Here is a 15,026-nt window from a genome sequence, read left to right on the forward strand (position 1 = left end):
CCCGGCAGTCCCGTTTGCGACAGTTCCAACACCAGTAGTTCCAACAACAGAGCAGCAGAAGTGACCACAGAGAATTTTGACAGTGCACAGTCCCTCGAGGAACGCATCCTCGGCGGACTTGATGCCGAGCAGCGGGAGGTCGCCAGCACCCTGACAGGTCCGTTGTGCGTCCTTGCCGGCGCCGGGACCGGAAAGACCCGTGCCATTACGCACCGGATAGCTTATGGGGTTCATTCCGGGGTCTATAGTCCACAGCGGCTCCTCGCCGTCACCTTTACAGCCCGGGCTGCGGCTGAAATGCGCAGCCGGCTGCGGGACCTCGGCGTGGGCAACGTGCAGGCCCGCACCTTCCACGCCGCCGCATTACGGCAGCTGCAGTTTTTCTGGCCGCAGGCAGTGGGCGGCACGCTGCCCCACCTGCTGGACCACAAGGCTCAGATGATCGCTGAGGCGTCCCGCCGCCTCAGGCTCAGCACGGACCGCGCCTCCATCCGCGACCTCGCCTCGGAGATCGAGTGGGCCAAGGTTTCCATGCTGACGCCGGCCAACTACTTGGAGAACGCGCAGGATCGGGGCACTCCCGGTGGGTTTGACCTGACCGCCGTCGCCCGGGTTTTCCAGTCCTACGAAGACGTCAAGACGGACCGCAACGTCATCGACTTCGAGGACGTCCTGCTGATCACGGTCGGCATCCTGCAGGAGGACCAAAAGGTCGCCGCCACGGTCCGCGAGCAGTACCGGCATTTCGTAGTGGACGAATACCAGGACGTTTCCCCGCTGCAGCAACGCCTCCTGGAACTGTGGCTCGGCGGCCGCGATGAACTGTGCGTGGTGGGCGATGCCAGCCAGACCATCTACTCCTTTACCGGCGCTTCCCCCAAGCACCTGCTGGGATTCAAGGCGCAGTACCCGCAGGCCAGCGTGGTGAAGCTGATCCGCGATTACCGTTCCACGCCGCAGGTGGTGAAGCTGGCCAACGACCTCCTGGCAGCACGGCGTAGCGGAGGCCCGCTCGCCGATTCGGCTTGGGCAACCCCTCTTCAGCTGGTGGCCCAGCGCCCGGCCGGGCCGATGCCGCAGTTCACCGAATGCTCCGACGATGAAGCCGAAGCCGCCACAGCAGCCGTCAAAATCCGGGAACTGCTCGACGCCGGCACTCCCGCCAGCCAGATAGCCGTCCTTTTTCGGACCAACGGGCAGTCCGAAGCCTATGAACAGGCCCTCGCGGCAGCCGGGATCGGCTACCAACTTCGGGGCGGCGAGCGTTTCTTCGCCCGCAAGGAAGTGCGCGATGCCATCCTTCAGCTGCGGGCCGCAACCAGGGCGGTGGCCGAATCGGCCACGCCTGAACCGCTGGGCCAGCTGGTGCGCGACATCGTGGCGTCCCTTGGCTACACCGAAGCTCCGCCCCACAACGGCGGCGCCCTCCGCGAACGCTGGGAATCCCTGGCGGCACTGGTGGCCCTTGCCGACGAACTGGTCCAGGTCCGGGGCGAGCAGTTCGGCCTGGCGGACTTCGTCAATGAACTCCAGGAACGGTCCCTGGCGCAGCATGCCCCCACGGTTCAGGGTGTAACGCTTGCTTCGCTGCACGCTGCGAAGGGCCTGGAGTGGGACGCCGTCTTCCTCGTGGGCCTCAGCGAAGGACTGATGCCCATCTCCTTCGCCGACAGTCCCGAGGCCGTGGATGAGGAGCGCCGCCTCCTGTATGTGGGAATCACCCGGGCCCGCGAGCACCTTGCACTGTCCTGGTCCACGGCGCGGACGCCCGGCGGGCGGGCCAACCGGAAACCCTCACGATTCCTTGACGGGCTCCGGCCCAACTCCGTTGCCAGCTCCAGCGTCCGCGGCAAAGGGCCTGCCCCGCGCCGCAAGGCTGCGGCCCCTGCGACCTGCAGGGTCTGCGGTAGCATGCTGGCCAGCGGCGCCGAACGGAAAGTGGGGCGCTGCAACGACTGCCCGCCCAGCTACGAGGAACAGACTTTTGACGCACTCCGGCAATGGCGGAAGGAAATCGCGGAGGCCGCAGAAGTCCCGGCCTTTGTGGTCTTTACAGACGCCACGCTGACGGCCATTGCGGAGGCCAAGCCGTCCTCCTTGGAGGAGCTCGCCGCCCTCGCCGGCGTCGGCCCCGCCAAACTGGAACGCTACGGCGAAGACGTGCTGCGGGTACTCGTCGAAAGCACCATCCTGTGAGGACCGGCCAAGGCAACCGGGCGCCGGGTCTGACCACTGCCGGTGGGGCTCCGGTGGAGGTGAGGCGGTCGGCCCGGCGCACCCGGACAGTAGCTGCCTTTTGGGAAAACGGGACCGCGGTTGTGGCCATTCCGGCCCGGTTCACGGCCGCCCAGGAGTCGGAATGGGTCCACCGGATGCTGGAGAAGCTGCACCGGCAAGGGGAGCGGCGCGCAGACAAAGGCCGTAAGCAGCCTGCCACGGACGCTGCGCTGGCTGCCCACGCTGCGCACCTTTCGGCCCAGTACTTCGGCGGCAGGGCGGTGCCCACCTCGGTTCGCTGGGTGGGCAACCAAAACTCACGCTGGGGTTCGGCGACGCCTTCGGAAGGAACCATCCGGCTCTCCGACAAGCTCCGGTCGATGCCGCAGTGGGTCATCGATTACGTGCTGCTGCACGAGCTCGCGCACCTGCTCGTGGCCGGGCACAACGCTGCCTTCTGGAAACTGTTGGAATCCTATCCGGACACCATCCGCGCCAAGGCGTTCCTGGAGGGCGTCTCGTACGCCACCTCCCGTGGCCTGGGCACGGGCGGCCATGGGTCAGACGGCAACTTCAGGCCAGCCGACGGCACCGAGCCGGAAGAAGGCACCGGTCACAGCCACGGCGACGCCGACTAGGCACTTCCGTTAGCCTTTCGGCCGGTCCGTATCGTCGTCGTCGGCATCCTCACCGGCGTCTCCGCTGCTGGAGTCACCGGAGTCCTGCGGCGCGTCATCGAAGCCGCCACTGAGGAGCTTCTGCAGTGCGTCGTCCACTTCGCTGTCGCTGGCCTCCGCCAGCTTGCGGCGCCCGCCGAAGCCCTGGGGGTCATCGAGGTCCTCCGCTGTGGGTAGCAGATCAGGATGCTGCCAGATGGCGTCGCGTCCGGCAATGCCCCGCTCCTCCTTCAGGACGGCCCACAGGGTGGCGGCGTCCCGCAGGCGGCGGGGACGCAGCTCCAGCCCCACGAGGGAGGCAAAGGCGTGTTCAGCGGGGCCGCCGGTGGCGCGCCGCCGCCGGACCGTCTCACGGAGCGCAGCCGCGGAGGGCAGCATCTTCTCCGTGGCGGAAGCCGTGAGCTCGTCCACCCAGCCTTCAACGAGAGCCAGGGCTGTTTCCAGTTTTTCGAGGGCCTGCTCCTGGGCGGGTGTCCGCTGCGGCATAAAGACGCCCTTGGACAGCGCTTCCTGGATGCCTTCGGGGTTGCCGGGATCAAGGTCCCGGGCCAGTTCCTCGATCCGGGAGGTGTCGATATGGATGCCGCGGGCGTAGGCCTCAATGGCGCCCAGGAGATGGCCCCGCAGCCAAGGGACCTGGACGAAGAGGCGCGCGTGGGCCGCCTCGCGGACTGCGAGGAACAGGCGGATGTCATTCGCCGGCAGGCTCAGCCCTTCGCCGAAGGACGCGACGTTGGAAGGCAACAGGGCCATTTCGAGGTCGGCCAGGGGCACACCGATGTCTGTTGAGCTGACGACGTCGGCGGAGAGCGCACCGATGGCCTGACCCAGCTGCATGCCGAAGATCGCACCACCCATGTTCTGCAGCATGGACGATGCCCCGCCCATCATGGACTTCATCTCTTCGGGCATCTGCTCGGTCATGGCGTTGGAGAGGGCATTGGCGATGCTGTTCGCGACCGGTTCGGTGAGCCGCTTCCACGTTCCGAGGGTGGCTTCCACCCACTCGGCGCGGGACCAGGCCCGGCCGATCAGGCCGGTGGCAGGGAGATCGGTCACGGGATCAAGCCAGAGTTCGGCAAGCCGCAGGGCTTCGTCCACTTCCCGGCTCTGCTGGGCCGTGACCGACGGATCCGCGCTGCTGGCCGCGACACGCCGGGCGTTCTCGTGGGCGAGCTGCCAGTTGACGGGGCCCTCCGAGGGGGCGCTCATCATGGCCTGGACCTGGGAGAACATCTGCGCCAGCAGGTTGGGGTCATCCGGCAGGCCGGCGGCTTTCGCCAGTTCGGCGGGGTCGAAGTTTTCCATACCCTTGCCGCCCATCAGGTTCTGCAGCATCTCGGTCAACGGATCCTTTGGCGTGTCATCGCCGTCGGACGGATTGAGTGGGTTGGAGGTCATGGTCCCGCCGATCGTCAGTTTGAGCGTTCACTTCACGGTACCCCGGGCCGTGGCGGCTGTCTGCCGGACAGGGTGCCCGTTCGCTCTAGGCAAAGAGCTGGCAGACAGCGCCACCGCGTAGTGTTGGTTCAGTGACTACAACCCGTGGCGAACACCCACACGAGGACCACGCTCCCAAGCTCGACGACGGCGCAACCGTGACTGCCGGACCCCCCGCAGGCCCTGCGGCCGGGGTTGTCCCTGCCGGGCACTCCGCCCCGCGGACCCCCCGCCAGCGGGACAAGTGGGTGTCCGTCATGATGCTCTCGGGAGTACTGGCTGTGGGGCTGGGGATAGCGGCTGCCACCATTCCGGTGCCTTATGTAGTAGAGCGCGCCGGGCCCACGTTCAATACCCTCGACAGGTCCGGAGAAACCCCCGTCATCAGCGTCACGGGGCACGAGACCTACCCGGCAAAAGGCAACCTGGACCTGACCACGGTTTATGTGGAGGGTGGCCCCACCGGCCCGGTCAGCATTTTGGGGGTCTTTGGTGCGTGGCTGGACGGCTCCAAGTCCGTGTACCCGCAGGAGCTGATCTACCCCACGGGCACCACCAAGGAGCAAGCCGAAGAACAGAGCTCCGTGGCCATGACCACTTCCCAGGAGAATGCCGTCGCATCAGCACTCAAGGAGCTCAACATCCCCTTTGGCCAGCACCTGCAGGCCGCCGGGCTTTCCGACGGGTCGCCGTCGGCCGGCAAAGTCGACGACGGTGACGTCTTCGAGACCATCAACGGGAAACCCATCACGTCCCTCGCCGTGGTGCAGGAGGAACTGGCCGCGGGCAAGGGTGCGCCTGTCACCCTGGTGGTTCAGCGGGCAGGGGAGTCCGTCACCCAAACCATCACCCCGAAGGACAACGGTGCCGGCCGTTACATCCTGGGAATCATGCTGAAGTATCTGTTTACGTTTCCCTTCGATGTGAAGATTTCCCTGGACAAGGTGGGCGGCCCCAGCGCCGGTCTGATGTTCGCGCTGGGGATCGTGGACACTGTCACGCCGGGCGACCTGACCGGTGGCAAGCACATTGCCGGTACCGGAACCATCAGCCCCGACGGCACTGTGGGCCCCATCGGCGGGATCCGGCAGAAGATGCTGGGTGCCCGTGCCGGGGGAGCCACGCTGTTTCTCGCCCCGGCAGATAACTGCGATGAGGTGGTGGGCAACGTGCCGGACGGAATGCAGGTGGTGAAGGTGGAGAACCTTGACCAGGCACGATCCGCCGTCGAACTCGCCGGATCAGGTCAGGACACGGCCGGTTTGCCGTCCTGCACCAGCAACTAGACTGAGGCCAGGAACTAAGCTTTACCGCCACTCGTGGCAGATATGACGGACGTTGCCACACGCTTGACTGGTGCCGGACGTCAACCGCATGCACGCTCCTAATGTAAATCTGACGATTAGCTATGAGGTACCGAGTTTGTCCCGTCCCACCAGCCCCATCCCGCCCGGAAGACCCCCATCACGACGCGGGGCCCTGACACCCACCCTGATAGTCGTTGCCCTAGTAGTCGTGGGCTTCATCTTCTTCGCCAATGTGTGGACTGATGTCCTGTGGTACCAGCAGCTCGGTTACTTCGAAGTGTTCCTCACCGAGAACCTCTCCCGGATCCTGATCTTCCTCGTCGGCTTCGCGCTGATGTTCGTGGCCGTCTTTTTCGCCATCAGGATCGCCTACCGTGCCAGGCCCGTATATGCGCCGGACTCTGAAATGCGTGACAACCTCAACCGGTACCAGGCACAGCTTGAACCGGTCCGCCGCGTCGTTATGGTGGGGCTGCCCATCCTGTTCGGTCTGTTCGCCGGCAGCGCGGCCGCCAGCCAGTGGCAGAAGGTGCTGCTGTTCTTCAACCAGCAACCGTTCGGCCAGAGCGACCCTCTCTTCAACCTGGACATCAGTTTCTACGTGATGACCTTGCCGTTCCTGGGCTTCATCACGGGATTCCTCATCAGCGTGGTGGTGGTGGCCGGCATCGCCGGGATCCTCACCCACTACCTGTACGGCAGCATCCGCCTGATGGAACGCGGTGTGTTCACCAGCCGAGCCGCGCAGATCCACCTCGCCGTAACAGGTGCAAGTTTCCTCATCCTGCTTGGCGTCAACTTCTGGTTGGACCGCTATTCCACGCTCCAGAGCAACGGCGGGCGCTGGGCGGGCGCTCTGTACACGGACGTCAATGCCGTGATTCCCACCAAGGCGATCCTCGCCGTCGCTGCCGTCCTGGTGGCCATCCTCTTCATCATCGCGGCCATCATCGGCCGTTGGCGGTTGCCGATCATCGGTACGGCCATGCTGGTCATCACCTCGATCCTCGCCGGCGGTGTGTACCCGTGGGTCATCCAGCAGTTCCAGGTGCGGCCTTCCGAGCAGACGCTGGAGAAGGACTACATCGAACGGAACATCAAGATGACCCGGGCGGCCTACGGCCTGGACCAGATCCAGGTGGACCGCTATAACGCGACCAACACGGCCAATACCGGCGCGCTCGCCCCGGACGCGCAGACCACAGCGAACATCAGGCTCCTGGACCCCAACCTGATCTCTGACGCGTTTGCCCAGCTGGAACAGTACCGGCCGTACTACCAGTTCCCTGCGTCGCTGAATGTTGACCGCTACGAGATAGACGGCAAGATCCAGGACACCGTCATCGCCGTGCGTGAGCTGAACCCGGTCAACGTCGCCACGAACCAGCAGGGCTGGCTGAACCAGCACGTTGTCTATACCCACGGCTACGGCGTGGTCGCGGCCAAGGGAAACAAGTTCACCGTTGACGGTAAGCCGGAGTTCCTCCAGTCCGGAATTCCTTCCACCGGTGTCCTCGGCAACGACTCAACGTACCAGCCAAGGATCTACTTCGGCGAGAATTCTCCGGAGTACTCCATTGTTGGTGCACCCGCAGGCGCAACCCCCCGTGAGCAGGACAGGCCCTCCGGTAAAGAGGGCGAGGCGGACAACCAGTACACCTTCGAAGGCAACGGCGGCCCGAATGTGGGCAGCTTCTTCAACAAGATCCTCTACTCCATCAAGTTCCAGTCCTCGGACCTGCTGTTGTCCGACGGCGTCAATGCACAGTCCCAGATCCTGTACGACCGCAATCCGCGGGAGCGCGTGGAAAAGGTCGCGCCGTACCTGACCGTTGACGGCAACGCCTACCCTGCTCTTGTGGACGGCCGCGTCAAATGGATCGTGGACGGCTACACCACCAGCCAGTACTACCCGTACTCGCAGCAGGAACAGCTGTCAGCGGCCACCGCAGACTCGCAGACCTCCGCGGGGCGGTCCGTGGCACTGCCCAACAGTTCGGTGAACTACATCAGGAACTCCGTAAAGGCCACGGTCGATGCCTACGACGGCTCGGTGACTTTGTACGCGTGGGACGACCAGGACCCCATCCTGAAGGCATGGCAGAAGGTGTATCCCACGTCCCTGAAGCCGTACTCGGAGATGTCCGGGGATGTCATGAGCCACGTCCGTTACCCTGAGGACCTCTTCAAGGTCCAGCGTGAACTCCTGGGCCGCTACCACGTGACGGAACCGGGCAGCTTCTACCAGGCGAAAGACGTCTGGAGCGTTCCTAACGACCCCACCGTGTCCACCGATGTCAAGCAGCCGCCGTTCTACATGTCACTGCAGATGCCTGACCAGAAGGAGCCCGCATTCCAGCTGACGTCCTCCTACATTCCGCAGATCGTGAACGGCACTGCCCGAAACGTCCTCTACGGCTTCCTCGCGGCAGACTCTGACGCCGGCAACCAGAAGGGCGTCAAGGCTGACACTTACGGCAAACTCAGGCTGCTGCAGATTCCGCCGGAGATCCAGGTTCCCGGGCCGGGCCAGGCGCAGAACAAGTTCAACTCGGACCCCACTGTGTCCCAGGCCTTGAACCTCCTGCGCCAGGGCGCTTCGGAGGTGCTTAACGGCAACCTGTTGACACTGCCCGTTGGTGGCGGCATCCTCTACGTCCAGCCTGTTTACCTGAAGTCCACCGGCGAGACGTCGTACCCGACGCTGCAGCGCGTGTTGGTGGCCTTCGGTGACAAGGTGGGCTTCGCGCCCACGCTCGACGGCGCGCTGAAGCAGCTCTTCGGCGGTGACTCCGGTGCGGCTGCCGGTGACTCGGCCAACACCGGCCAGACGCCTCCCACACCCGGCGCGACTCCGCCTGCCAGTGCGGGCGCCCAGGCTGACCTCAAGGCAGCCCTGGATGCAGCAAACGCCGCCATCAAGGCGGGCCAGACGGCCTTGGCCGGCGGCGACTTTGCGGCCTACGGGGAAGAGCAGAAGAAGCTGGCTGCTGCCCTGCAGAAGGCTCTCGACGCCGAGGTGAAGATCCCGGTCCCGGCCCCCGCGGCTACTCCGGCGCCGGAAGCCACACCGTCAGCGACGCCCTCGCCTTCACCAACTAACTGACGGCGGCCCAGCGAGACACACATCACGTCACCAGGATTTGGCCTCCCGTTCACCGGACGGTAGAGTTGATCTTGCGACGCGGGGTGGAGCAGTTCGGTAGCTCGCTGGGCTCATAACCCAGAGGTCACAGGTTCAAATCCTGTCCCCGCAACTGGTGGAAAGTCCGGATTCTGGAAACAGGATCCGGACTTTCTGGTTTAAGCCGGCTGTCCCCGTGTAAGCGCCGATTGTCCGCGTGAAGGGGATGAGGCTCAATGATGACCACCGCAGGCGAGTGGTAATTGCCTCCGCCAAACTAGGGTAGTGTTGATCTTGCGACGCGGGGTGGAGCAGTTCGGTAGCTCGCTGGGCTCATAACCCAGAGGTCACAGGTTCAAATCCTGTCCCCGCAACCATATGAAAGACCCCGACCGGGAGTTACACCGGCCGGGGTCTTTTTTTGCCCGAATACTGGTGGTTCCTAGTATTCTCGTTCGCAGAGCCGTTTGAGCACTGGTCAGTCATTTTCGAGAGGAACGTTTTTCGATGTCCACACCCACGAAGAAGCCCGCCTCTGCGACGCGCAGGCGGTCCTGGCTCTACTGGGGTGTTCCGGCCGTTCTGGTGGCTCTCGTGCTGGTGGTGCTGCTCGCCAAGTGGATGACAGGGCTGCCGGCGGTGGCCTCATTCCGCGCTGACTATCCGGGCCACTCGGAACTTCCCGACGCTGCGCCTGTGGGGTTCCCGGCCTGGCTGGCCTGGCAGCACTTCCTCAACGGTTTCTTCCTGCTGCTGATCATCAGGACCGGCTGGCAGGTGCGGACCACCACCCGGCCCAGCGGGCACTGGACTCGTAACAACAAGGGGCTGATCAAGACCAGGAACGCGCCCACCAAGATCACCTTGGAGCTGTGGCTGCACCTGACCCTGGACGCGCTCTGGATCCTCAACGGCCTGGTGTTCGTGATCCTGCTGTTCGCCACCGGCCAGTGGATGCGCATTGTGCCCACCAGCTGGGATGTCTTCCCCAACGCGCTCTCAGCGGCCCTGCAGTACGCCTCGCTGAACTGGCCCACCGAGAACGGCTGGGTCAACTACAACGCGCTGCAGCTGCTGGCCTACTTCGCCACCGTGTTCATTGCCGCGCCGCTGGCGTTCATCTCCGGTATCCGGACATCTTCAGCGTGGCCCAAGAAGGCCGCGGGCCTGAACAAGGCGTACCCCATGGAACTGGCACGCGCCATCCACTTCCCGGTGATGATCTACTTCGTGGCCTTCATCGTGGTGCACGTCTTCCTGGTGCTGGCCACCGGAGCGCTGCGCAACCTGAACCACATGTACGGCGGCAGCGATGACGTCAGCTGGTTTGGCTTCTGGGTATTCGTGGCGTCGGTCGCCGTGATGGTGGCAGCTTGGTTCCTGGCGCGGCCCCTCTTCCTCCGCCCCATCGCTTCCCTGATGGGCAAAGTCAGCCGCTAAGGCCCGCCCGGACCGGGATCTGCCCCTGGGACCGGGGCCTTAGCCCTGGTTGTCCTTGAGCCTCTGGTAGGTTGCCAGCGCCCGCTCGCGGGACTCGGGTAGCCCCACCACCGGTGCGGGGTAGCCCTGGAGGCCGGTCTCTTTCCACGGTTCGTGAATGGCCTTGCCGTCCAACGGGGCAAGTTCGGGTAAGAACTCGCGAAGGTACCTGCCCTCGGCATCGAATTTCTTGCTCTGCGTCACCGGGTTGAAAATCCGGAAATACGGCGAAGCGTCGGCGCCTGAGCCGGCCACCCACTGCCAGTTCGCCGGATTGCTGGCGGCATCCGCGTCCACCAGGGTGTCCCAAAACCACGCCTCGCCCAGCCGCCAGTCGGCAAGGAGGTTCTTCACCAGGAACGACGCTGCGGCCATCCGCACCCGGTTGTGCATCCAGCCTGTCTGCCACAGTTGCCGCATCCCGGCGTCCACCAGTGGATAGCCGGTGTGGCCTTGCTGCCACGCGTGGAGTTCCGCTGCGGTGGGCTCCTGCCAGTCGAAGCGGTCAAACTCGGGTCGGAAGTTTCGGGTGGCCAGCTGCGGGTTGACATAGAGCAGCTGCCAGCAGAACTCCCGCCAGCCGAGCTCGGACCGGAAGATCCCGACGTCGGGCGTCACCTCACGGGGAAAGCGGAGGCGGATCTCGTGCCAGACCCGGAACGGACTGATTTCGCCGAAACGCAAGTGCGGGGACAGCCTGCTGGTGCCCTCCACTCCGGGCACGTCCCGGCCGGTGCCGTAGTCCTCCACAGGTCCGTCCAGGAAATCGTCCAGGCGGCTGTGAGCCCCGGCTTCACCAGGTTGCCAGGTCCGCACCAGGCCGCCGGTCCAGTCCGGGGAAACCGGCAGCAAGGACCAGTCCGCCAGGACGTCGCTGCCCACGCGGCCGGAGCCGGTATCGGCGAGGCTGGCGGGGGAGGGGAGGGCCGCCGGCGCGTCCAGCGGCTTGCGGGGTTCTCCTGACGCCATGCAGGCCCGCCAGAACGGCGTGAAGACCTTGTAGGGGCCTCCGCTGCCGGTGGTGATGGTCCACGGCTCGTGGAGCAGGTTGGCCTGGAAGCTTTTGGCTTCGATGCCGTTCTCCGCGGCCCAGGCCTTAATGTCTGCGTCCACGGCCCGCTCAGGGCCGCCGTAGCGTCGATTCCACAGCAGGTGCTTGGCGCCCGTTTCCTGTGCAAGCTCGCGGATCACCTGTCCCGCACGTCCCCGCCGGAGGACCAGCCTGGAGCCGGCATCCGTCAGGGCCGCACCCAATGACGACAGGGAGTGGTGCAACCACCACTTGACGGCACCGCCCAGGGGCCGGATGCCAGCGGATTCCTCGTCGAGAATGTAGACCACGGTGAGCGGCAGGCCGATGTCGACGGCGTGCGAAAGGGCGGGATTGTCGTCCAGCCGGAGGTCATCACGGAGCCAGACGATGGTGGATGCGACGGGGGAGGCCATGGCCTCCACGCTACACACCTCGACTGGCTGCCGCCGGGAACGCCGTTAGGCGAGTGAAACACCAAGGGCCGGAGTTCGTCGCGAACTCCGGCCCTGCTGGACCCGCCCAATCGGCGGTCTGCTTCTGGCTACAGCTTGTCGAAATCAGCCTCGTCCACGGTGGACCCGGACGGGACTGACGCGGCTGAGGCGCCGAGGGCCGGCTTGGCACCGCCGGACTTCAGGGCGGCGAGGCGTGCCTCGATCTCGGTCTGCTCGCCGAGGTCCTCGAGCTGGTTGAACTGGGCGTCCAGGCTCGACTCAGCAAGTTCCTGCTGGCCGCGGACCTTGGCTTCTTCGCGGCGGATCTTCTCTTCGAAACGCCCCACTTCGCTGGTGGGGTCCATGAAGTCAATGCTCTTGATGGCATCGTGCACCTGGGACTGCGCTGCCGCCGTCTTGGACCGGGCCACCAGTTCGTTGCGCTTGCTGGTCAGCTCGTTGAGCTTGCCCTTCATCTGGTCGAGGCCGGTCTTGAGCTTGTCCACCACTTCCCGCTGTGAGGAAATGCTGGGTTCTGCTCCCTTGGCCTCACTTTCCGCGGACATCTGGCGCTGCAGGGCCACCTTGGCGAGGTTGTCGAACTTCTCGGCATCGACGGTGTCGCCGCCTGCACGGTATTCGTCGGCCTTGCGCGAGGCCGCGAGAGCCTTGTTGCCCCAGTCCTGGGCGTTCTTGATGTCTTCGCGGTAATCGTCCTCGAGCATCCGGAGGTTTCCGATGGTCTGGGCAACAGCGGACTCAGCCTCAGCGATGTTGTTCGTGTAGTCCCGGACCATCTGGTCCAGCATCTTCTGCGGATCCTCAGCGTTGTCCAGCAAGGAGTTGATATTTGCCTTTGCAAGCTGCGCGATGCGGCCGAAAATGGACTGCTTAACCATGGTGTTACCTTTCGTCCTGCTCAATGGTGGCCACTGAAATCAGTGAACAGTTGTTGTACCGTTTATGTTCGTCGCCGGGGGATAACCCCGACGTCGCCCGGACTTTCCCGCCTAGAAACTTCCGGAGTCGCCTCCGCCGAAATCTCCGCCGCCAAAGTCGCCGCCGCCAAAGTCGCCGCCGCCGAAACCGCCGCCGTCACCCCAGCCGCCGCCGTCACTATGGCCTCCGCCCCAGCCCCCTCCTCCACCGCCATTGAGAATGGAGTTGATGAGGATGCCGCCCAGGATGGCGCCGCCGAGCCCGCCGCCACCTCCGCCGCGGCCGCCGAACATACCGCCGCCAAAGCCTTGGTTGGCATAGCCGCCGAAGTTATCGACGTCGGACTGCGCCAGTTGTGCTGCCTGCGCCGCGAGGGCGTGCGCCTGCTGGGCGTACGTGAGCGCAGTGACGGGGTCGTTGCGTGAGATGGAGAGCGCGTAGTCAAGGTTGCGCTGGGATTCGGCAAGCCTGGTACGGGCTTCTGTGCCTACGCCACCGCGCCGGGCAGTGATGTAATCGGACGTCGCGCTGATCTGAGCCTGCGCAGACATGATGGTCTGCTGCAGCGAGGCCTGGGCGCGACGGGCCTGGTCCTGCTGGTTCCGGATGCCGGTGAGGGACTGGTCCAGGGCCTGATGTGCCGTTTCAACGCGCTGCAGGGTGGCGATGGGATCGATCTTCCCACCTTGGATTTCGGCTTTCACCTGGCCCAGGGCGGCTTCAACGCCCGCCACGGGCCCGGCCAGTTCAGGGTGCTCTCCGGACTGGATCATGGCTTTCGCCTGCGCAAGGTCTTGGGAGGTTTCGACGACGGCCGCCTCAAGTCCGTTGCGGGCCTCGTCCAGGCTGGCTGAAACCTTGGCGATGGCGTCCAGGAGGACGTTGGTCTGGTGCAGGCTTTCTTCGGCTGCGCGTACAGCCACAGCGGCGAGGCTGCCTTCACCGGCCGTGAGCTTCTCCTGGGCAGTAGCCGTGGCATTCTGCACGAAGGCGAGGCGTTCCTTTGCCTGCGTGATGTTGTCAGCAACCTGGACCAGGGCGCTGTCGGCATACTTGGCGCGCAAGGCTGTCAGCGACTGTTCGGCAGTGGCGATCTTGGCGTCTGCTTCCCGGGCACCTGCGCTCACGGCCGCCAGTGCCTGCGGGGCGTTCTTTTCGAGCTCACGGAGCGAATCGAAGTCGGCCTTTTGCTCCTGGAGCGAGGCGAGGGCTGCTTCTGAACGGCGGATGATCTCGCCGTACCAGCTGCGCTGCTGTTCTTCGGTGTCCGGGATGTGGTCGTCCAGTTGCTGCTGGAGCTTGAAGGACTCGGACATGTGAGCCTTGGCTTCGGCCAGGGCTTTCGTGAAGTTACCTACGGCGGCGTCGCCGTACTGGGCCTGGGCGAACCCGAGCTCCTGCTCGCTGGACTTGATGGCGTCGTCGGCTTCGATGATCAGGGGGCCGCTCTTGAGCCGAAGTTCATCGATGCTCAGCGAAGCCAGGGGATCGAGTTCGGCGCCCTGTGGTCCGTAGCTGGCGCTGGATGCCTGGGCGGACTTCTTCCGCTTGTTGCGGAAGTAGAGGTACGCGCCAGCACCGCCGGCAACAACTACGCCAGTTCCTACAAGGACACTTGCGCCGGCGCCGTTGCCGGACGGGACGTTGCCGCTGCCACCGCCTGCTGCATCACCAATGGCCAGGGCGGTGTCGATGGCGGCCTGCGCGAAGTCCTTCTTGCCGCCAGCGAGGTTCGCCGTGACGGCGTTCTGGCTGATTGCTCCCTGCTTGGATTTGATGGGGCTGGCAGAGTTCAGGACAAAGCTGAATTTGCCGTCATTTTTGGCTATCGCCAGGATGGCGTCGGACCTGCCCATTCCCCTGTTCTTCGCCACGGCCGCGGCCCAGTCGCCGGGGACGGTGGGGTTGGTGAACGTGTCCACGGTCACCACGTAGAGGTTGTATTTCTCGTCCTTCAGGAGCTTCGTGATGGCGTCCTGGACCTCGCCCGTCCGGCTGCCCAGGATCTTGGCGTTATCCACAATGTTCGTACCGGACGGAATGGCCACCGGGTCCTCGGCCCAAGCCGCGCCGGCGGGAACCGCGAGCAGCCCTGTCAGGCCGATCACGGCGAGGATACGTTTGAACTTTGACCGCATGTGCAACCCTTCAGCACGCCTGACGCCGATTCGGGACGAATCAACGTCTCAGAACGCAGCAGCGCCCCCACGCGTGGTGTATAGCCGCAGGTCGCTGTGGCAATTCCTTTTGATTCTATGGTGCACCTTTGGGTGCGTCCACCGCGTCGAATATGCCACCAGCGAAACCAATGAGAGCACAAGCGGCCGGAGCCTGAGGGTATTCAGGAACCTCCCAGCAAACGTTCGCCCCAGTTCC

At 64.7% G+C, this 15,026-nt stretch carries 9 protein-coding genes and 2 tRNA genes; 7 read left to right on the forward strand and 4 right to left on the reverse strand.

Features of this window, described 5'->3' with window-relative positions:
- The first annotated feature begins 60 nt into the window (after window positions 1–60).
- Together AC1DIM_RS06730 and AC1DIM_RS06735 are read left to right on the forward strand one after the other, a co-directional pair.
- Window positions 61–2,196 carry an ATP-dependent DNA helicase UvrD2 gene (locus AC1DIM_RS06730; protein WP_477709714.1) on the forward strand — a complete coding sequence of 712 codons (2,136 nt, stop codon included), beginning with the start codon at window positions 61–63 and terminating at the stop codon, window positions 2,194–2,196.
- A complete protein-coding gene (locus AC1DIM_RS06735; RefSeq protein WP_477709715.1) occupies window positions 2,193–2,855 on the forward strand; it encodes a SprT-like domain-containing protein in 663 nt (220 codons plus the stop codon). The genes AC1DIM_RS06730 and AC1DIM_RS06735 overlap by 4 nt, the downstream gene beginning before the upstream one ends.
- Before the next feature lie 9 nt (window positions 2,856–2,864).
- On the opposite strand, the gene AC1DIM_RS06740 is transcribed toward AC1DIM_RS06735, so the two are convergent.
- The gene (locus AC1DIM_RS06740) at window positions 2,865–4,295 is read right to left on the reverse strand and encodes a zinc-dependent metalloprotease (protein WP_477709716.1); all 1,431 of its coding nucleotides are present in this window, start codon (window positions 4,293–4,295) and stop codon (window positions 2,865–2,867) included.
- 296 nt (window positions 4,296–4,591) lie between these two features.
- Between AC1DIM_RS06740 and AC1DIM_RS06745 the strand changes: the two genes are divergently transcribed.
- The 5 genes from AC1DIM_RS06745 to AC1DIM_RS06765 all read left to right on the forward strand — a co-directional run bounded on the left by AC1DIM_RS06745 (window position 4,592) and on the right by AC1DIM_RS06765 (window position 10,205).
- On the forward strand, window positions 4,592–5,620 hold the full coding sequence (locus AC1DIM_RS06745) for a YlbL family protein (RefSeq protein ID WP_477709794.1): 1,029 nt from the start codon (window positions 4,592–4,594) through the stop codon (window positions 5,618–5,620).
- Between the two features lie 88 nt (window positions 5,621–5,708).
- The gene (locus AC1DIM_RS06750) at window positions 5,709–8,747 is read left to right on the forward strand and encodes a UPF0182 family membrane protein (RefSeq protein ID WP_477709795.1); all 3,039 of its coding nucleotides are present in this window, start codon (window positions 5,709–5,711) and stop codon (window positions 8,745–8,747) included.
- 77 nt (window positions 8,748–8,824) lie between these two features.
- Window positions 8,825–8,898: transfer RNA gene (locus AC1DIM_RS06755), tRNA-Met, on the forward strand.
- A gap of 167 nt (window positions 8,899–9,065) precedes the next feature.
- A tRNA-Met gene (locus AC1DIM_RS06760) sits at window positions 9,066–9,142 on the forward strand.
- A gap of 130 nt (window positions 9,143–9,272) precedes the next feature.
- A complete protein-coding gene (locus AC1DIM_RS06765) occupies window positions 9,273–10,205 on the forward strand; it encodes a cytochrome b/b6 domain-containing protein (protein ID WP_477709717.1) in 933 nt (310 codons plus the stop codon).
- Between the two features lie 39 nt (window positions 10,206–10,244).
- Here AC1DIM_RS06765 and AC1DIM_RS06770 read toward each other — a convergent pair whose 3' ends face one another.
- From AC1DIM_RS06770 to AC1DIM_RS06780, 3 genes are all read right to left on the reverse strand, one after another.
- Window positions 10,245–11,690: a cryptochrome/photolyase family protein gene (locus AC1DIM_RS06770; protein WP_477709718.1), complete on the reverse strand. Its 1,446-nt coding sequence runs from the start codon at window positions 11,688–11,690 to the stop codon at window positions 10,245–10,247.
- A 128-nt stretch (window positions 11,691–11,818) separates the two neighbouring features.
- Entirely contained in the window at window positions 11,819–12,610 is a 792-nt protein-coding gene (locus tag AC1DIM_RS06775; RefSeq protein WP_477709719.1) for a PspA/IM30 family protein, read from the reverse strand.
- A gap of 111 nt (window positions 12,611–12,721) precedes the next feature.
- A complete protein-coding gene (locus tag AC1DIM_RS06780; protein ID WP_477709720.1) occupies window positions 12,722–14,788 on the reverse strand; it encodes a TPM domain-containing protein in 2,067 nt (688 codons plus the stop codon).
- Window positions 14,789–15,026 lie beyond the last annotated feature (238 nt).

This window comes from Pseudarthrobacter sp. 01T43 (assembly GCF_056398665.1).